Origin of the sequence: Azospirillum sp. BE72 (assembly GCF_031455875.1) — a bacterium.
Lineage (GTDB): Bacteria > Pseudomonadota > Alphaproteobacteria > Azospirillales > Azospirillaceae > Azospirillum.
Genome location: NZ_JAVDTO010000007.1, coordinates 93,436 through 112,570 on the forward strand (window position 1 = coordinate 93,436; position 19,135 = coordinate 112,570).

General features: G+C 68.0%; 16 protein-coding genes. 8 read left to right on the plus strand and 8 right to left on the minus strand.

The features are described 5' to 3' along the window. Positions 1 to 211: 211 nt before the first annotated feature. Positions 212 to 2,689, plus strand: coding sequence for a PAS domain S-box protein (locus J2Y49_RS18825; protein WP_310116401.1), 2,478 nt, complete (start codon positions 212 to 214; stop codon positions 2,687 to 2,689). A gap of 79 nt (positions 2,690 to 2,768) precedes the next feature. Here J2Y49_RS18825 and J2Y49_RS18830 read toward each other — a convergent pair whose 3' ends face one another. The 6 genes from J2Y49_RS18830 to J2Y49_RS18855 all read right to left on the minus strand — a co-directional run bounded on the left by J2Y49_RS18830 (position 2,769) and on the right by J2Y49_RS18855 (position 8,760). After that, on the minus strand, positions 2,769 to 3,851 hold the full coding sequence (locus J2Y49_RS18830) for an NAD-binding protein (RefSeq protein ID WP_310116402.1): 1,083 nt from the start codon (positions 3,849 to 3,851) through the stop codon (positions 2,769 to 2,771). A gap of 83 nt (positions 3,852 to 3,934) precedes the next feature. After that, a complete protein-coding gene (locus J2Y49_RS18835; RefSeq protein WP_310116403.1) occupies positions 3,935 to 5,329 on the minus strand; it encodes an alginate export family protein in 1,395 nt (464 codons plus the stop codon). A 116-nt stretch (positions 5,330 to 5,445) separates the two neighbouring features. Continuing rightward, the gene (locus J2Y49_RS18840; protein ID WP_310116404.1) at positions 5,446 to 6,375 is read right to left on the minus strand and encodes a beta-xylosidase; all 930 of its coding nucleotides are present in this window, start codon (positions 6,373 to 6,375) and stop codon (positions 5,446 to 5,448) included. Then, positions 6,372 to 7,157 carry a TIGR04290 family methyltransferase gene (locus tag J2Y49_RS18845; RefSeq protein ID WP_310116405.1) on the minus strand — a complete coding sequence of 262 codons (786 nt, stop codon included), beginning with the start codon at positions 7,155 to 7,157 and terminating at the stop codon, positions 6,372 to 6,374. Before J2Y49_RS18845 ends, J2Y49_RS18840 begins: the two co-directional genes overlap by 4 nt. Continuing rightward, positions 7,154 to 7,762 (minus strand): histidine phosphatase family protein, encoded by a 609-nt coding sequence (locus J2Y49_RS18850; protein WP_310116407.1) that lies wholly within the window; start codon positions 7,760 to 7,762, stop codon positions 7,154 to 7,156. The genes J2Y49_RS18845 and J2Y49_RS18850 overlap by 4 nt, the downstream gene beginning before the upstream one ends. Positions 7,763 to 7,770: 8 nt before the next feature. Next, a complete protein-coding gene (locus tag J2Y49_RS18855) occupies positions 7,771 to 8,760 on the minus strand; it encodes an inositol-3-phosphate synthase (protein WP_409017871.1) in 990 nt (329 codons plus the stop codon). A gap of 440 nt (positions 8,761 to 9,200) precedes the next feature. Between J2Y49_RS18855 and J2Y49_RS18860 the strand changes: the two genes are divergently transcribed. Genes J2Y49_RS18860 through J2Y49_RS18890 form a run of 7 tightly spaced genes read left to right on the plus strand, consistent with a single transcriptional unit; the run spans position 9,201 to position 17,141 of the window. Beyond that, positions 9,201 to 10,313, plus strand: a complete 1,113-nt coding sequence (locus J2Y49_RS18860; protein WP_310116409.1) for an SDR family NAD(P)-dependent oxidoreductase — start codon at positions 9,201 to 9,203, stop codon at positions 10,311 to 10,313. Beyond that, positions 10,310 to 11,389, plus strand: a complete 1,080-nt coding sequence (locus J2Y49_RS18865) for an SDR family NAD(P)-dependent oxidoreductase (RefSeq protein WP_310116410.1) — start codon at positions 10,310 to 10,312, stop codon at positions 11,387 to 11,389. Before J2Y49_RS18860 ends, J2Y49_RS18865 begins: the two co-directional genes overlap by 4 nt. After that, the gene (locus J2Y49_RS18870; RefSeq protein WP_310116412.1) at positions 11,389 to 12,687 is read left to right on the plus strand and encodes a TIGR04295 family B12-binding domain-containing radical SAM protein; all 1,299 of its coding nucleotides are present in this window, start codon (positions 11,389 to 11,391) and stop codon (positions 12,685 to 12,687) included. The genes J2Y49_RS18865 and J2Y49_RS18870 overlap by 1 nt, the downstream gene beginning before the upstream one ends. After that, complete coding sequence (locus J2Y49_RS18875; RefSeq protein ID WP_310116413.1) at positions 12,672 to 13,823, plus strand: glycosyltransferase family 4 protein; 1,152 nt, start codon at positions 12,672 to 12,674, stop codon at positions 13,821 to 13,823. Before J2Y49_RS18870 ends, J2Y49_RS18875 begins: the two co-directional genes overlap by 16 nt. Next, a complete protein-coding gene (locus J2Y49_RS18880; RefSeq protein WP_310116414.1) occupies positions 13,820 to 14,944 on the plus strand; it encodes a glycosyltransferase in 1,125 nt (374 codons plus the stop codon). Before J2Y49_RS18875 ends, J2Y49_RS18880 begins: the two co-directional genes overlap by 4 nt. After that, positions 14,941 to 16,035: a glycosyltransferase gene (locus J2Y49_RS18885; protein WP_310116415.1), complete on the plus strand. Its 1,095-nt coding sequence runs from the start codon at positions 14,941 to 14,943 to the stop codon at positions 16,033 to 16,035. The genes J2Y49_RS18880 and J2Y49_RS18885 overlap by 4 nt, the downstream gene beginning before the upstream one ends. Further along, on the plus strand, positions 16,032 to 17,141 hold the full coding sequence (locus tag J2Y49_RS18890) for a glycosyltransferase (protein ID WP_310116416.1): 1,110 nt from the start codon (positions 16,032 to 16,034) through the stop codon (positions 17,139 to 17,141). The genes J2Y49_RS18885 and J2Y49_RS18890 overlap by 4 nt, the downstream gene beginning before the upstream one ends. A gap of 75 nt (positions 17,142 to 17,216) precedes the next feature. Here J2Y49_RS18890 and J2Y49_RS18895 read toward each other — a convergent pair whose 3' ends face one another. Then, on the minus strand, positions 17,217 to 17,783 hold the full coding sequence (locus tag J2Y49_RS18895) for a response regulator transcription factor (protein ID WP_409017872.1): 567 nt from the start codon (positions 17,781 to 17,783) through the stop codon (positions 17,217 to 17,219). Next, positions 17,770 to 19,047 (minus strand): ATP-binding protein, encoded by a 1,278-nt coding sequence (locus tag J2Y49_RS18900; RefSeq protein ID WP_310116417.1) that lies wholly within the window; start codon positions 19,045 to 19,047, stop codon positions 17,770 to 17,772. The genes J2Y49_RS18895 and J2Y49_RS18900 overlap by 14 nt, the downstream gene beginning before the upstream one ends. Positions 19,048 to 19,135: the final 88 nt, after the last annotated feature.

Here is a 19,135-nt window from a genome sequence, read left to right on the forward strand (position 1 = left end):
GTGGAGAGCCGTTCTGTTGGTCCAGTAGCCGATGTCGCCATCCCTGTGCATGGCTCGATGCAGGGTGGCAGCTGTCGTTCCGGCTATGGAGAGCGGTCGTGCGCCACGTCGATCCCGATGCCAGCAGAGCCCTTGATGCGGTTGCCGTTGGGATGTCCAAACCGCAGTGTGAGGCGTCATTCCTTTGGGCATTGGCCCCGCGGGTCTGCCGGTGACCTTCGTTGAGCCGCCATGGCCTCTCAACGAACCGGCCCGCATCGACCGGCTGAAGGGATATTGCATCCTCGACACGCCGCCGGACCCGGTCTTCGACCGGCTGACCAAGCTTGCCGCCCGCTTCTTCCATGTGCCGACCGCCTTGGTCAGCCTGGTCGACGAAAGCCGCCAATGGTTCAAGGCGCGCTACGGCTTCCATGTCCAGCACACCGCCCGCCGGCTGTCCTTCTGCGCCTACACGATCCTCGAAGACCGCACGATGGTGGTGCACGACACCATGGCGGACGAGCGGTTCGCCCATAACGACCTCGTCACCGGAGAGCCGTTCATCCGCTTCTATGCCGGGTCGCCGCTGAGGACGCCGGAGGGGCTGCTGCTGGGAACCTTCTGCCTCATCGACTATGAGCCGCGGCATGATTTCGGCGAGCAGGAGCAGAGCGATCTGGCGGAATTCGCCCGCATCGTCATGCACGAATTGGAAATGCGCGCGGCGCAACGCGCGGCCGAGGCGGCTGAGCAGGCGGAACGGCAGGCCCGCGCCGCCACGGAAAGGGCTGAAACCCGGTATCGCGCCGTGGTGGAAACCGCCGTGGACGCGATGGTGGTGATCGACGAAGCCGGCGTGATGCAGTCCTTCAATGCTGCCGCCGAGCGCATCTTCGGTTACGCCGCCGAGGACATGGTCGGGCGCAACGTGTCGGAACTGATGCCGGAGCCCGACCGGTCCCGGCACAAGGAGTATATCGGCCACTACCTGCGAACCGGGATTCCCCGGATCATCGGTTCGGGGCGCGAGGTGGAGGGGTGGCGGCGGGACGGAACGCAGTTTCCGCTGGAACTCGCGATCGCCGAATGGTGGGACGGCGAGCAGCGCTTCTTCACCGGCATCATGCGCGACATCACCCAGCGCCGGATGATCGAGCAGACTCTTCAGCAGACCAACAGGCTGCTGGGGACGCTGATCGAGGGCATCACCGACCCGGTGTTCGTGAAGGGGGCGGACGGGCGGTTCCTCGTGGTCAACGACGCCACCTGCCGCCTGTTCGGTGCCGGCCGCGACCGGGTGCTGGGCGCGCGCGACCGGGATTTCTACCCGCCCAAACTCGCTTCCCATATCGAGGCGGTCGACCGGCAGGTGATCGAGACCGGCGAGATCGTGGTGCTGGAGGAGGAGATCCTCGACTGCACAAGCGGACAGATACGCTTCTGCCTGACGACCAAGGCACCCCTGCGGGACTCCGATGGGCATGTCGTCGGCGTCGTCGGCATCGCCCGCGACATCACCGAGCGCAAGCGCTTCGAGGACAGGCTGCGCACGGCCAAGTCGGAAGCCGAGCGGGCGAATGTGGCGAAGTCCAAGTTCCTTGCCTCGGCCAGCCACGACCTGCGCCAGCCGGTGCAGTCGCTGGTCCTGTTCATGGGGGCGCTGCAGGGCCATGTCGAAGGAACTCCGGGGATGCGCATTCTCCGCTCCATGGAGCAGTCGATGGACGGCTTGCGCATGCTGCTCGATGGGCTGCTCGACGTCTCGAAGCTGGATGCCGGGCTGGTGACGGCCAACCCGGTGGCGATGCCGATCGCCCCCATCATCCAGCGCCTGGCCGACGAATACACCCTGCGCGCGGCGGAACAGGGACTGCGGTTCCGGACGAGCGGCTGCGGCACGGTGGTGCAGAGCGACCCGGTGCTGCTGGAGCGCATTCTGCGCAATCTGGTGGAGAATGCCCTGCGCTACACGGAGCGGGGCGGGGTGCTCGTCGGGTGCCGGCGGCGCGACGGTCAGTTGCGCATCGAGGTGGCCGACACCGGCATCGGCATCGCGCCGGACCGTCAGCAGGAAGTATTCGAGGAGTTCTTCCAGGTCGGCAACCCCGAGCGCGACCGCGACAAGGGGCTGGGCCTGGGGCTTGCGGTGGTTCGGCGGCTGGCGCGCCTGCTGGGACATGAGGTGGAGGTCCGGTCGATCCCCGGACGCGGATCGACCTTCGCCGTCACGGTGCCGCTGATCGAGGCCGGCGGCGCCTCTCCCTGTCGGAGCGAGGCGGTCGCGCCGGAGGAATGCAGCGGCGTCGTCCTTGTGGTCGACGACGAGGAACTGGTTCGGGCCGGGATGCAGGCGATGATCGAGACCTGGGGATACCGGGTGCTGACCGGATCCTGCCGCAACGAGGCGATCGGGGTGCTGGACGACCACCCGCCCGACATCCTGCTGGCCGATTACCGGCTGCGCGACGGCGAGACCGGGCTGGATGTGATCCGTGCCGTGCATGCCCGGCTCGGCAGACGGATCCCGGCGGCGATCGTGACGGGCGATACGGCGCCGGAACGGCTGGCCGAAGCCCAGGCGGGAGGATACCGCCTTCTTCACAAGCCCGTTGCCGCGACCGACCTGCGCACGGTTGTCGTCGAACTGATGGGTCAGGCCGTGCGCCTCGGCGGCGCCCCGCAGCCGGGCCGTCGCAATGGGGCGTGAAGCCCCCCGAAGGCCCAAGGTGAAAGCCCGAGGTGAAGCCCCAAGGCGATGCTCCAAGGCTATGCCAGGGTGAGGACGCCTACGGCCGGGCCTCCTTGCCGACGGACTGCGGCGGGCTGATGATCAGCAGCGTGTCCTGCGCCTGGATGATGTAGCGGTTGCGCTCGGTGAAGGGGATATCCCGGCCGTGGCTGTGGACCTGGACGACCATGCCGGCGGAGACCTCCGCCATGGTTTTGCCGACCTCGTCCGCTTCCGCCCGCCGTTCGCTCAGCACCATCTGCCCGCCGGTCGACATCAGGTCGCACAGGAAGGGGGTGGCGTGCCGCGTCTCCACCGCGTCGGCCATCAGATAGCCGCCGATCTTGGGCGGCGACACCACGAGGTCGGCGCCGCTGAGATTGGCGAGCTTGATGTTCTCCTCCTGCTTGATGCTGGCGACGATCTTGGTGTCGGCGGACAGGTGGCGCACGGTCAGGACCACCAGGACGGTGGTGTCGTCCCGCCCGGTGCTGACGATCACCGCCTTCGCCCGGCCCACGCAGGCCTTGGTCAGCGTGTCCTCGCTGGTGCCGTCGCCGAGCAGGCCGATGAAGCCGCATTCGGCCGCCAGTTGGATGCGCTCCTCCGATTCGTCGATGACGACGATGTGGTCGGCGGGATGGCCCTTCGAGACCGTCTCCTGCGCGGCGATGAACCCGCTGTGCCCGAAGCCGCACAGCACGATGTGCCCCTGCAACTGCTTCTGAATGCGGCTCAATCGGAATTCCTCCACGATCCTCTGCACCACCAGCTCGTAGGCGGTGCCGAGAAAGATGAACCAGATGAAGATGCGGATCGGCGTGACGGCGAAGGCGTCGATCAGGCGGGCAGTGTGGCTGACCGGCACGATGTCGCCATAGCCGACGGTGGTCACCGTGATCATGGCGAAGTAGAGAACGTCGGGGAAACTGATGTTGCCGTCGATCTGGTCCTTCAGCCCGTCGCGGTCGAACCAGAACACCGCGATGACCAGCGTGATCAGGACGATGACGATCCCGATGCGCACCAGCAGCGTCTTTTCCGCCGACAGGCCGGAGCGGACATGCAGCAGCTTCCCCTTGCGCGGGGAAGGCTTCGCCCGCCGCCTGTCCTGAAGCCGCCGCTCCGCCGGTTTGTCCATCGGCCTTCCGTCCGGATCCGTTTTGTTGTTCTTCGATAGTCTGAACGCGCCAGACCGCATTCCGGGTGCGGGGCTCCCGCTTTTTAGAATTTGAAGGCGGCTTCCATGCCTGCGAAATGGATGGTCTTCGCCGGGCCGCTGTCCTTCAGGAAGGGACCGGGACGGAATGCCGAGTAGGAGATCAGCCCTTCGAAGGATCGGCCGGAGCTGTAGGACAGCACCAGTTCGCCCTGGGTGCCGACATAGCGTGCCCGCGATCCGGTTCCGGAGCGCAGAAGACCGCCGGTCAGGTCGTACACGCCGTCGGCCAGGCTCTCGCGCCAAAAGGCAATGGCTGAGGCGGCCAGGCTGAATTCGTCGGACAAGGCGAGGTCCAGCGATGGGTGCAGGTTCATCAGGTTGTAGGGGCCGACCGGCGTCAGTTCGCCGAAATACTTGGCGCGCGGGAACAGGGGATTGAAGGTCTCCAGCCGGTCGTCGCGGGGATTGCCGTCGCCACTGGCGATGTTGGCCTTCAGGCCGAGGCGCGGTTGCAGCGGCAGGGTGGTGAAGCGGTAGCCGGTGTCGGTGGCGAGCGACCAGGCCCGGATCGATCCGCTGCCGAAGCGGCCGAACTGGCCCATGGCCTCCCAGTTCCAGTCCCAGCCGGCGGCCTTGCCGAAGGCGCGCAAACCGACCGTGTGGCGCAGTTCGCGTGCAGCACCCGCGTCGAAGCCGGCGCGGCGGTTGCGGTAGCCGATGTAATAGGCGTCGAGCCCGGCGCTGTCGGTCCACTCCAGATCGAGCGGTCGCGTGGCGTAGAGCGCCCAGGCGGAGCGGCGGGCGTCGCGGCCGTCGTCGAACAGCTCCGGCGCCGGCTGGATCGGGCGGCCGAGGAAGGCGTCGACCCGCCAGGGGCCGGCGGTGACGATGCCCTTCACCGCGTCGAAGGAGCGGGGGACGTTGGCACCGTAGCGGATGGAGATCAGCCGTTCCGAACCATAGGCCAGCATCTGGCGGCCGACGCGCAACGTGCCCTGGGCATCGCCCAAAGGGGCATTCAGGTCGGCGAATCCCTGCATCAGGTCTATGCGGTCGGCATCCGGCGGGGCAAGCGGGTCCAGCTTGCCCACCGTGTCGGCCATGATCAGCTGGCCGAACAGGCGGAGGCTTTCTCCGAAACGCAGGTCGGCGTAGGGCAGGGCGCGCCACAGCCCATAGGCGTCGTTGCGCGTCTCGTCCTGGCCCCAGCCGCTGTTGCGGACCGCCTCGCCGCGCAGGCGCAGCTCCAGCCCGGAGGACAGCGAGGCGAAGCCGTCCGACGTGACCGGGATGGCCTTGAACCGCTCCCAACCGGCACCGGACCGTGCCTGGGGCGACAGCAGATAGCGGTAGTCCTCGTCGAAGCGGGTGTTGGTCAGCGGCGGCGGATCGGCCGCATAGGCCGAGCCGGTCCACAACAAAAGGGCGACCGCCGCCGCGCGAAGGCGAGCCGTCATGGGGCATCTCCGTGGTGGCGCTGGACTGCACCGATCCTATGGAGATGCCCGGCCGGGTGATTGCTCCATCGGAACCGCTTTTGACGGTTCTGCGCGCTATCCCGACGCTTTGCGGCTTACCCCACCGCCGCCATCGACGCCGCCGTGTCGGCCGTCCGCGTGGTGCCGTAGCGTCGGATCATGGCGGCGCAGAACTCCGCGAACTCCTCCGCCACCTGGGGCGGGCTGGTGTGGTGGGGTTCGACGCCCCGGTGTTCGGGGGTGAAGCAGAAGGTGACGGTGACCTCGAAATCGGCCAGAGCCTCCATCTGGCGGTCGAACCAGTCGAGCGCGTTGGGGCGGAAGCTGTCGGCCCAGGACAGGCCGGTGCGCAGGTGGCGGACGCCCAGCCGTTTCAGCCAGCCCACCGCCTCGTCAAGCCGGTGGTCCTCGAAATGGAACCACTGGCAGATGCCCATCTGCCCGGCATAAGGCGCGAAGGCCTCCACCGCCGGTTTCGGCGTGCCGTCGGCGCGCAGCAGGCCCATGTGGAAATGGCGGTAGTAGGACGACCCCTCCGCCTCCTTGTGGCGGGTTGTGGCCTCCCAATGACTGGGCAGGTCATACAGGCTGTACCAGTGGATGCGCGGCACCTTGCCGATCAGCAGCTCCGCGGTGCGCTTGACGCCCCAGGCCTGCACCTCCTCGGCGCCGAAGGAGGACACGCCGGCCTCCGTCACCCAGATCGGCTTGTTGGTGACGGCGCGGATCTCGTCGATCTTGTTCGGCCACTCGTGGATCTGCCAGAGATTCCAGTCGAGCGGGAAGCCGTGGACCGCCACGACATCCACCTCGTCCAGCACGCCGCGCTCGTCGAGCCGGCGGACGAAGGACGGATCGATGGGCGACATGCCGCCCAGAACGCGGGTGATGGTGGAATTCTCCGCCCGGATCGCCTGTCCGGCCAGGACGGTCATGCGGGCGAACAGGTCCCATTCGGGGTCGAGGTTGGGATCCCAGTGCGACTTGTTGTTCGGCTCGTTCCAGATCTTGGCGGCTTCGATCATCCCACGGTCCCTTTCTTCACGGCGTCTTCTTTTGGCTGGGCGGGATAGACGGCCCCCGCCTCCGTCGGGCGGTCGACCCGGCGGCAGACATAGACCTCGCGTTCCGGATGCTCGACGATGGCGAAGCCGGCGCTGCGCAGCATGGCCTCGGCGCAGGCGGCGTTCGGCGCCCACCAGTTGGTCCAGTCGCGGGCGTAGTCGTGTTCGATGAAATGCAGCTTCGGATAGCCGGGATCGTCGAAGTGATCCTGTTCGAAGAAGTCGTAGTCGGCGCGCACCGGCGCCACCTCGGCCGAGCCGCGCTGCATCGACTGGAAGATCATCAAATCCTTGGCGACATGGTCGTGGATCAGGTCCAGCGCCAGCAGCGGGTGGCGCAGGTGATAGAGCACGCCCATGAACAGCACGACATCGAAACTCTCGCCGAGCTTGGCGACGTCGTAGACCGACATCTTGTGGAATTCGATGTCCTGGCCGGTCACCTCGGCGGCGAATTTCGCCTGGGCCAGATAGCGGTCGTCGAAGTCGATGGCGACCACCCGGTCGGCGCCGCGACGCTTCATCTCGATGGAGTAGAAACCGCCGTTGCAGCCGATGTCGAGCACGGTGCGGCCGGTCAGATCCTTCGGCACCGCATGCTCGAAGCGCTTCCACTTCACGTTCGGGTAGTCGTTGAGGAAATGATCGGGCGCCGTGCGCACGCCGTTGAGGTCGATGTTGTGGAACCAGTCGCCGAGTTCTGCGACGCGTTCGCGGATCTGGTCGGCCGTCAGGCTCGTCATGCCGCACCCTCGTTGATGCTGTGGACCTTCAGCCCCCAATCGCCGGCGATCAGGACGCTGCGGGAGGCCGGGCTGATTTCGAATCGTCCGTAGAAGTCGAGCGGCAGCCCCATGGCGTGGGCCAGCGCCGCCTTGATGACGTCGCCATGGCTGACCAGCGCCAGCGTGCCGCCGGGATGGGCGCAGCGCAGCCGGTCGAGCAGGGCCGCGATCCGCACCTGCGCCTCCGCCATCGACTCACCTGGAGTCTCACCGGGAGTGGGGCGGGCATGGCTGCGCGCCCGGTTCCACAGGTCCCAGGCGGGGTCGCCGTGCAGCTCCTCGAACCGCTTGCCGCTCCAGGCGCCGAGGTCGAGTTCGTTCAGCGCCGGCTCGATGGTCGGCGACAAGCCCTGCCTCTCGGCGATTGGGGTGGCGGTCTCGACGGCGCGCTCCAGCGGGCTGGACAGCACGGCGGTCAGGCGCAGTGACGACAGGCGGTCGGCCAGCGAATCGGCCTCCGCCCGGCCCTGGGCGCTCAGCGTCACGCCGGCCATGCGGCCGCATAGGACCGAGCCCAGCCGGTCGTGCGAACCGTGGCGCACCAGGATGAAAATGGTCTCCATGCCGCCGCTCACATCAGGCGGGTCGGCTTGGTCTCAAGAGGTTCCCCGGCGATGAAGCGCAGCGTGCGTTCCCGTGCCTCGTGGTCGGTGAACTGTTCGGGCGGCGACTTCATGAAGTAGCTGGACGGGCCGACCAGCGGGCCGGCGATGCCGCGGTCGAGCGCCAGCTTGGCGCAGCGCACCGCGTCGATGACGATGCCGGCGGAGTTGGGGCTGTCCCAGACCTCAAGCTTCAGCTCCACATTCAGCGGCACGCCGCCGAAGGTTGTGCCTTCCAGCCGGATATGCGCCCATTTGCGGTCGGTCAGCCACGGCACATGGTCGCTGGGGCCGACATGCACGTCGTCGGGGTCGAGCGGCACGTCGAGCTGGCTGGTGACCGCCTGGGTCTTGGAGATCTTCTTCGATTCCAGGCGCTCGCGTTCCAGCATGTTCTTGAAGTCGGTGTTGCCGCCGAAATTCAGCTGATAGGTGCGGTCAAGCCGCACACCGCGCTCGCGGAACAGGTTGGCCAGCATGCGGTGGACGATGGTGGCGCCGACCTGGCTCTTGATGTCGTCGCCGATGATCGGCAGGCCGCGCTCGGCGAAGCGCCGCGCCCAGACGGGGTTGGAGGCGATGAAGACCGGGATGCAGTTGACGAAGGCGCAGCCGGCCTCCAGCGCCTGTTCGGCGTAGAATTCCGTGGCCTGCTGCGATCCGACCGGCAGGTAGGAGACCAGGATGTCGGTGCCGGTGCGGCGCAGGGTTTCCGCCACGTTCACCGGCCGCTGCTCCGATTCGGCGATGTCGCCGGCCAGGTATTTGCCGATGCCGTCCAGCGTCGGACCGCGGTCCACCGGCACGCCAAAGCGCGGGGGCTTGGCGAAGCGAACAGTATTATTAGGAGGTGCGAAAATAGCCTCTCCGACATCGAACCCCACTTTCGAGGCTGCAACATCGAAGGCGGCAGAAATCTCGATGTCTCCAACGTGATAGCCGCCAAGATCGACAGTCATAAGCCCCGGGGGCGGCTCATTGGCTTTAGCGTCGGCATAATAGCATATCCCTTGCACAAAAGATGATGCACAATTTCCAACGCCAGCGATTGCTACCCGGAGCTTTTTCCCAGTCACGAAGCTCTCCCATCCTTAAATGCACGTCACTTTACGGAGCATGGATATTTGTAGACGTGAAAAGGAATCATCGGAAGATCGGTCGTTGGTAGCAAGCCTTTTGGACGAGGTGCGCAATTTTTGGAGCCGGTGTTAACGTCGGCAATGAAGCTGCTGCAGCTCCTCTGGAGAGTTGCAATTCGTCTGCCAAATAAAACCGCACAGGACGCCCTGGGCAACTTGCGGGAACGAGCGGGGGGCTCGCGGTGTCGATATCCGCAGGCCCTGCCCCTTGTTTCCGCACGTCAACGTCAAGAATCGTATCAAATTCCTCGGAGGGACTTGTGGGAGAGACCGTTCTCGTCACTGGCGGAGCCGGCTTCATCGGCCGCCATGTCGCCAAGGCCCTGCTTGCCCGCGGCGACCGCGTCCGGGTGCTCGACAGTCTGATCGAACAGGTGCATCCGACGCGGCAGCGTCCCGACGAACTGGATGCCGACGTGGAACTGCTGGTCGGCGACGTGCGGGACGAGGCGATGGTCGCCCGTGCGCTGGAAGGCGTCGGTTCGGTGATCCACCTCGCCGCGGAGGTCGGCGTCGGCCAGAGCATGTATGCGGTCGACCGCTACACTTCGGTGAACGACTACGGCACAGCCGTCCTGTTCCAGCGCCTGATCGATAAGCCGGTGCGCCGCGTCGTCGTCGCCTCGTCCATGAGCATCTATGGCGAGGGTTTGTACCGCACCGCCGACGGCACGCTGATGGAGGACGTCGTCCGGGGCGCCCGCAATCCCGATGGGTCCTGGGACCCGCTCGACCAGCAGGGCCGGCCGCTGGTGCCGGTGCGCACCCCGGAAAGCAAGCGCCCGGCGCTGAAGTCGGTCTACGCCATCGGCAAATATGTGCAGGAGCGGCTGACCCTGACGCTGACCGCCCAGTATGGGATGGAGGGCTCGGCGCTTCGCCTGTGGAACGCCTACGGGCCGGGGCAGGCGCTGTCGAACCCCTACACCGGCGTGCTGGCGATCTTCGCCTCGCGCATTGCCAACGGCCAGCGCCCGATGATCTTCGAGGACGGGCAGCAGCGCCGCGATTTCGTCCATGTCCGCGACGTGGCCCGCGCCTTCCTGCTGGCGCTGGACAACCCGGCGGCCAACGGCGAGGTGTTCAACATCGGCTCCGGCGAGGAACGCACGGTGGAGGAGGTGGCGCTGATGCAGGCCGCCTCGATGGGCCGCGCCGACCTGTCGCCGGAGATCACCGGCAAGGCGCGCGCCGGCGACATCCGCCACAACATCCCCGACCTGACCAAGGCCCGCACCGTGCTGGGCTATGAGCGGCAGGAGAGCTTCTCCGAAGGGCTGGCCGAACTGGCGGAATGGGTCGCCCGGCAGGAGGCGCAGGACCGCGTCGCCGACGCCCGCCGCGAACTGGAAGAGCGGGGTCTGGTGGCATGAGCGCAACCAAGAATCCGGTCCTCATCACCGGCGGCGCCGGCTTCATCGGATCGAACCTTGCCGACCGGCTGGCGTCGGACGGGAATGACGTGCTGATCTATGATGCGCTGCGCCGTCCGGGGGTGGAGCGGAACCTGCGCTGGCTGCAGGCCCGCCACCCGTCGCGCATCAGCGCCGTCACCGCCGACCTGCGCGACGAGCAGGCGCTGGCGGACGCCGCCAGGGATGCCAAGGCGGTGTTCCATCTGGCCGCCCAGGTCGCGGTTACCACCAGCATGGTCGACCCGGTCGACGATTTCGAAGTGAACATCCGCGGCACCCTGTCCCTGCTGGAGGCGGTCCGCCGTCACAGCCAGAATCAGGGCAGGCGCACGCCGGTGATCTTCGCCAGCACCAACAAGGTCTATGGCGACCTCGCCGACGTGCCTCTGGAACTGGTGGATGACGCCTATGCGCCGGTCGATCCCACCATCCGCGCGCATGGCGTGTCGGAAGCCCGGCCGCTCGACTTCCACACCCCCTATGGCTGTTCCAAGGGCGCGGCGGACCAGTATGTGCTGGATTACGCCCGCAGCTTCGACCTGCCGACCGCCGTGCTGCGGATGAGCTGCATCTACGGCCCGCGCCAGATGGGGACGGAGGACCAGGGCTGGGTCGCCCATTTCCTGATCCGCGCGCTGAACGGCGAGCCGATCACCATCTACGGCGACGGCCGGCAGGTGCGCGACGTGCTGTTCGCCGCCGATGCGGTGCAGGCCTATGTCTCCGCCTGGGAGCGGATCGAGCAGGTGAAGGGTCGCGCCTTCAACCTCGGCGGCGGGGCGGGGAACGCCATCAGCCTGCGCCAACTGATCGCGCATATCGAGTATCTGATGGGCCGCAAGGTGGAGGTCAGCTACGGCGACTGGCGGGCCGGCGACCAGCGCTATTACGTGTCGGACACCCGCGCGGTCCGCGACGCGCTGGGGCTGGCCGCGCCGACGGAGTGGAAGCGCGGCGTGGCGCTGCTCGCCGAATGGCTGCGGGCGGAGAAGAGCGGCGTGTCGGAAGCCGCCCAGTCGGTGGAGGCCGCCTGATGAGGGTTGCGCTGGTCAACCCGGCCTGGAGCTTCGACCACAGCATCTATTTCGGATGCCGCGAAGCGCATCTGCCGCTGGAGCTGGGATATGCCAAGGCGCTGCTGGAACAGGCCGGGCACGAGGTGCTGCTGCTGGACGGCGCGCTGGACGGCCTGTCGAACGCGGAGATGGCGGAACGGATCGCCGCATTCGCGGCCGACATGACCGTGCTGACCACGGCGCCGACCTACCTGTTCTGGCGCTGCGCCCAGCCGGAACTGCGCGTGCCGAAGGAATTCCTGGCAGCGCTCGACGGCCGGGGCGGGCGTACCGTCGCGGTCGGCCCGCACGGCTCCACCACCCCGGCGCCCACGTTGAGCAAGCTCGGCGTCGATCTGGTGGTGCGCGGGGAGTGCGAGGAGATCGTCGCCAAACTTGCGGACGGTTTGGTGCTGGACGACATACCGTCGCTGGCCTTTTACCGGGACGGCGATCTGGTGGTGACCGGCGGACCGCATGCCGCGCGCTTCACCGACCTGCCGGCGCTGTCCTGGCCGGTGGAGTGGCTGCAGCGCCACCCGCACCACCATCACCGTTACGGCACCGCACCGGTCGGGCCGGGGCCGGGGGCGGAGGTGGAGGCGTCGCGCGGCTGCCCCTACAACTGCAGCTTCTGCGCCAAGATCGATTTCCGCGACCAGTACCGGAGGCGCGACACCGCCATCATCCTGGAGGAGATTGATGGCCTGATCGCGGCCGGCGTGCGCTACGTCTATTTCATCGACGAGATCTTCCTGCCCCGGCGCGACCTGCTGGAAGCGCTGGTGGAACGGCCGATCGAGTTCGGCGTGCAGACGCGCATCGACCTGTGGAAGCCGGAGATGCTCGACCTGCTGGGGGCGGCCGGCTGCGTGTCGATCGAGGCCGGGGTGGAAAGCCTGACCGAGGAGGGGCGCGCCTCGCTCGACAAGAAATGCCGGATGAGCACCGACGATCTGGCCGACCGGCTGATCCATGCCCGGCGCAGCGTGCCCTTCGTCCAGGCCAACCTGATCGCGGTGGCCGGCGACGATGCCGACATGGTGAAGGCCTGGCGCGAGAAGCTGCTGGCCGCCGGGGTGTGGGCCAACGACCCGGTGCCGCTCTACCCCTATCCGGCCTCGCCCGATTACCGTCGCCTGTGGGGCGAGCCGGACGACCGGGCGTGGGAACGGGCGCACGAGCATTACCTTGCCCAGTTCGATCGCCTGAGCGACATCCAGGAGGACGAGCCTTTGCCGCTGACGGAACTGGAGGCGGCATGCTCCTGCCGCTGACGAGTGCCCAAAAGAAGCCGCCGCCTGCAGAACCACCCTATGTGCTGATGACGGCCGACAGCGTCGGCGGGGTGTGGACCTATGCGCTGGATCTGGCGCGCGAACTGGCGGGGCAGGGGACGCGGGTGACGCTGGCGGTGCTGGGGCCGTCGCCCCACCCCGATCAGGTCGCCGCCGCCGCCGCGGTGGACGGGCTGGAACTGATCGACACCGGGCTGGCGCTCGACTGGACCGCTCCCGACGAAGCCGCGGTGCGCCGCACGGCGGAGGCGCTGGGCGATCTGGCCGCGCGGCTCGGTCCCGATGTCGTGCATCTGAACAGCCCGGCCTTGGCCGCCGACGCCGGCTTCACCATGCCGGTCGTCGGCGTCTGCCATTCCTGCATGGCGAGTTGGTGGGTGGCGGTGCGCGGCGGCGAGATGCCGGAGGATTTCCGCTGGCGGACCGAGCTGCTGCGCCGCGGCTATCAGGCCTGCGATGTGCTGGTGGCGCCCAGCGCCGCATTCGCCGACGCGACCGCGGCGCTCTACGGCGTGGCGCCGCCGGTGGTGGTCCGCAACGGGCGCTATGCCCGCAAGGCTGGGCCGCGGCGGGCCGCCATGGGGCGGGAACGCTTCGTCTTCACCGCCGGGCGGCTGTGGGATTCGGGCAAGAACGTCGAACTGCTGGATGCGGCGGCCAAGCTGCTGGACGTGCCGGTCTTCGCCGCCGGGCCGCTGGAAAGCCCGACCGGGCACCGCGTCGGGCTGACCCATGCCAAGGCACTGGGCCGGCTGGACGGCGCGTCGGTCGCCGGATGGATGGCGCGGGCGCCGGTCTTCGCCTCGCTGCCCTTGTACGAGCCGTTCGGGCTGACGGTGCTGGAGGCGGCGCAGGCCGGCTGCGCGCTGGTGCTGTCGGACATCGCCAGCTTCCGCGAGTTATGGGACGGCACCGCCATCTTCGCCGATCCGGGCGATGCCAGGGCGCTGGCCGCGACCCTGCGCCGGCTGCTGGACGACCCACTGGAGGCCCGGCGGCTCGGCACCGCCGCCCGCCGCCGCGCCGCCCGCTATGACATGGACCGGCTCACCGCCGGGATGCTCGACGTCTATTGGTCGGTGACGCATCCCGTGCGTTCGGAGGTGATCGCGTGAGGATCGTCTATTTCACCCATTCGCTGGCCTCCTGCTGGAATCACGGCAACGCCCATTTCCTGCGCGGGGTCCTGCGCGACCTGATCGCCCGCGGCCATGACGTGCAGGTGCTGGAACCCGAAGGCGCCTGGAGCCTGCAGAACCTGCTGGCCGACCATGGCGAGGCCGGGCTGTACGCCTACCGCAGTGCCTATCCAGAGCTGTCGTCGCGGGTGATGCCGAAGGGCTTCGATGTGGAAGCCGGCTGCGACGGCGCCGATCTGGTGATCGTCCATGAATGGAACGACCCGGCGCTGGTCGCGGCGGTCGGGGAGGCGCGCAGGCGCGGCGGGCGCTTCACCCTGCTGTTCCACGACACCCACCACCGCGCGGTCAGCGATCCCAAAGCGATCAATGCCTTCGACCTGTCCGGCTATGATGGCGTGCTGGCCTTCGGCGAGACGCTGGCGGCGGTCTACCGCCGCTGGGGCTGGGAGGGCCGGGTCTTCGTCTGGCACGAGGCGGCCGACATCCGGCTGTTCCATCCGCCGGCGGAGGAGGCCCCACGCGCCGGCGCGGTGTGGATCGGCAATTGGGGCGACGGCGAGCGGACGGAGGAGCTGGAGCGCTTCCTGTTCGCGCCCGCCAAGGCGACGGGGCTGCCGCTGGAGATCTACGGCGTGCGCTATCCGGTCGAGGCCCTGGCGATGCTGAAGCGTTACGGCATTGCCTACAAGGGCTGGCTGCCGAACGCCCGCGCGCCGGAGATCTTCGCCCGCCATCGGGTCACCGTCCATGTGCCGCGCCGCTTCTACGTCGACATGCTGCCGGGCATCCCGACCATCCGCGTGTTCGAAGCGCTGGCCTGCGGCATCCCGCTGGTCAGCGCGCCGTGGAGCGATTCGGAGGGGCTGTTCCGCCCCGGCCGCGACTTCCTGTTCGCACGCGACGGCTTGGAGGTTGCGGGCCATCTGCGCGCCATCGGCGAGGACGAGGGGCTGCGTGCCGAGCTGGTCCGCAACGGGCTGGAGACGATCCGCGCCCGCCACACCTGCGCCCACCGCGTCGATGAGCTGCTGACCATCGTCGGCGCCTTGCGCGGCAATGAAAAAGAACCGGTCCTTGAGGAGTCCGCCCGATGAAGATGGCCTTTTACGGGTCGAGCCTGCTGTCCTCCTACTGGAACGGCGCCGCCACCTATTACCGCGGCATGTTGAGCGAACTGGCCACGCATGGCTGGGACATCACCTTCTACGAGCCGGACGCCTTTGACCGCCAGAAGCACCGCGACATCGATCCGCCGGACTATGCCAAGGTCGTCGTCTATGACGCCACGCCCGAGGCCTGCCGCGCGGTGATCGCCGAAGCGGTCAAGGCCGACGTGGTGGTGAAGGCGAATGGCGTCGGCGTCTTCGACGACGAGTTGCTGGACGGCGTGATGGATGCGGCCAACCCGCAGGCCCTGCGCATCTATTGGGACGTGGACGCCCCGGCCACGCTGGCCGAGTTGCGGCAGGCGCCCGACCACGTGCTGCGCCGCCGCCTGCCGGAACTGGATTTCGTGCTGACCTATGGCGGCGGACCGCCGGTGGTTTCGGCCTATGAGGCGATGGGCGCGCCGGTCTGCCGGCCGGTCTACAACGCGCTGGACCCGTCGACCCACCATCCGGTGCCGCCGCAGGACCGCTTCAAGGCCGACCTGAACTTCCTCGGCAACCGGCTGCCCGACCGCGAGGCGCGGGTGGAGCGCTTCTTCCTGGAGCCGGCGGCACGCAATCCGGACGCCCGCTACATCATCGGCGGCAGCGGCTGGGAGACCAAGGGCCTGCCGGCCAACGTCACCCACATCGGCCATGTCGGCACCGCCGATCACAACGCCTTCAACACCTCGGCCAAGGCGGTGCTGAACATCGCCCGCGACAGCATGGCGGAGGTCGGCTTCTCCCCCGCCACCCGCGTGTTCGAGGCGGCGGGCGCCGGCGCCTGCCTGATCACCGACGCCTGGGAAGGGGTGGAGCTGTTCCTGGCCCCGGACGAAGAGGTGCTGGTGGCCCGCGACGGGCAGGACGTGACCGAGCATCTGCGCGCGCTGACGCCGGACCGCTCCCGCGCCATCGGCGAGGCGGCGCGGCGCCGCATCCTGGACGGCCACACCTATGCCCGCCGGGCGGTCGAGGTGGACCAGTTGTTGCGCGGCGCGCTGGCCGCCCGCCGGGAACGGAGTGCGGCATGAAGCTGGTCGTCCTTGGGCTCAGCCTGTCCTCTTCCTGGGGAAACGGGCATGCCACCACCTTCCGCGCGCTGCTGAAATCCTTCGCCGCGCGCGGACACGAGATCCTGTTCCTGGAGCGGGACGTTCCCTGGTACGCCAGCAATCGCGACCTGCCGAATCCGGGCTGGTGCGAACTGGCCTTCTACAGCGACCTTGAGGATCTGAAGCGCTTCACCGTCGCCGTCGCCGGGGCGGACGCGGTGCTGGTCGGGTCCTATGTGCCCGAAGGTGTCGCGGCCGGGCGCTGGGCGCAGGAGACGGCGCGCGGTGTCGTCGCCTTCTACGACATCGACACGCCGGTGACGCTGGCGAAGCTGGAGCGCGGCGATTACGAGTATCTGGCCCCGGAGGTCATCCCCGGCTACGACGTGTACTTCTCCTTCACCGGCGGGCCGACGCTCGACCGGCTGATGGAGCGGTACGGCTCGCCGGCCGCGCGGGCGCTCTATTGCTCGGTGGATGCGGAGGCCTATGCGCCGATGCCGGTTCCCAAGCGCTGGGATCTCAGCTATCTCGGCACCTACAGCATCGACCGCCAGCCGACGCTGGACCGCCTGCTGCTGGAGCCGGCACGCCGCGCGCCGGACCTGCGCTTCGTCGTCGCCGGGCCGCAATATCCCGACGACATCGTCTGGCCGGCCAATGTGGAACGGCTGCACCATGTGCCCCCGGCCGACCATCCGGCCTTCTACGCGGCGAGCCGCTTCACGCTGAACGTGACGCGCGAGGATATGATCCGCGCCGGCTACAGCCCCAGCGTCCGCCTGTTCGAAGCGGCGGCCTGCGCCACGCCGATCATCTCCGACATCTGGGACGGCATCGACACGCTGCTGGAGCCGGGGCGGGAGATCATCCTGGCCGAGACGGCGGAAGAGGTGCTTGACGTGCTGCGCCGCCCGGCCGGGGAAGGCGAGATCGGCGAACAGGCGCGGCGGCGGATCCTGGCGGCGCATACGGCGGCCCATCGGGCGGAGACGCTGGAGCGCGAACTGGTCGCGGCGATGGAGCGGGGGCTTGCCCCCACCCCAACCCTCCCCCGCTGGGCGGGGGAGGGGGCAGGTGCTTAGGCGGGAAATCGGCGGCAGTCCCCTCCCCTGCGAAGCGGGGGAGGGTTAGGGTGGGGGCACCCGCGCCTGCTCCCCTCACGGCACCCGCTTCTTCTCCAGCTTGCGGGCCAGCGTGCGGCGATGCATGCCGAGCCGCCTTGCCGTCTCCGAAATGTTGAAGTTGGTCTCCACCAGCGTTTCGTGGATGCGTTCCCATTCCAGGTTCTTGATCGAGGTGCTGCGGGCGGCGGGAGCGATCGAGGTGTCGCCTTCGGTGCGGCCGAAGGCCGCCTCGATGTCGTCGGTGTTGGAGGGCTTGGCCAGATAATGGCAGGCGCCGAGCTTGATCGCCTCCACCGCGGTGGCGATGCTGGCGAAGCCGGTCAGCACGACGATGCGGGTTTCCTCGTCCGCCTCGTGCAGTTCCTTCACGCATTCCAGGCCGGAGCCGGTGGCGAGCTTCAAGTCGATCACCGCGTAGTCGGGGGCCACCGTCTGCAGAAGCTCGCGCATCTCCTCCAGCCCGGCGCAGGCATGCACCTCGTAGCCGCGGCGTTCGAAGGACCGGCGCAGCGCCTTCGCGAAGGCGGCGTCGTCCTCGACGATCAGCAGGGTGCGGTCGCCGCTTTCAAATTCGGGCGTCTCCTGCTCAGTCATCTCCATCGGAGCCTCCCGGCGACAGGGCGGCGAGCGGCAGGGTCAGCGTGACGGTGGCGCCTCCGCCGGCCCGGTTCTTGGCCGAGACGGTGCCGCCCAGCTTGCGCAGCACATTGACCACCAGGAACAGGCCGAGCCCGCTGCCCGGCCGCTTCTTGGTGGAACGGTAGGGCTTGCCCAGTTCTTCCAGGATGGCGGGGTCGAATCCGGGGCCGGAATCGTTGACCGCCACCACCAGATTGTCGCCCTGGCGCAGGGCGGCGACGCCGATCCAGCCCGGCGACGCCTCCAGCGCATTGTCCAGAACGTTGAACAGCACCTGCTTCAGTGCGAGGTCGGCGATCATCCGCTCCTGTGGGCCGACCGTGTTGTCGTACTCGAACCGGCCGGGGGATCGGCTGGACAGCCAGTCCTGCACCAGATCGTCGAGGAAGCCCTTCACCGTGGTGCGCACCGTGCCCTCGCCGCGCGCCTCGCCCGACGACAGCAGGATGCCCGACACGATGGCCTTGCAGCGGTCGATCTGGTTCTGCATCTCCGCCATCTCGTCCGCCAGGTCGGGGTCGGATTTCAGCGACGGCATGCGGCGCCAGTCGTTGAGGATCACCGACAGGGTGGCGAGCGGCGTGCCCAGCTCGTGCGCCGCGCCCGACGCCAGCAGGCCCATGCGGACGATGTGCGCCTCTTCCATGGAGCGTTGGCGCAGTTCGGCCAGATAGGCGTCGCGGGCACGCAGGTTGCGGTTGATCTGGGTGAGGAAGGGGACCAGCAGGCTCGCCGCCAGCACGAAGCAGATGAACATTCCCTGGATGTGCAGGCTGAACAGCTCGCCCTCATGGGCATGGGGCAGGGGAAGCGGCTGGTAGGTGCCGGTCAGCCAGGTGAAGCCGGCGGTCGCCACCAGCACCAGCGCCCAGGCCGACCATGCCTCCAGCAGGACGGCACCCAGCGCCACCTGAAGAAGATACAGCGAGATGAAGGGGTTGGATGCGCCGCCGCTGAGATAGAGCTGCAGGGTCAGCGCCCAGACGTCGATCAGAAGTTCCAGGAAAAGCTGGGTGTTGGAAACGGTGGCGCTGCGGCGGATCTGGATCAGGCTGGCGATGTTCAGCGCGATCAGGACGAGGACCACCGCGGCCATCGGCAGCAGCGGCAGCCGGATGCCCATCTGCAGATGGACGATCAGGATCGTCACGATCTGCCCGACGACGGCGAGCCAACGCAGCTGGACGAGCAGGAACAGGTTTTTGCGGTCGGTGGTGTCGCGCACGAAAGACGTCCTGTTCCTCACCCGGTTCATCAGCCCACCGACTTATATAGAGAGTTACCGGCGGGAGGGGAGTTTTAGGACGCCCGTT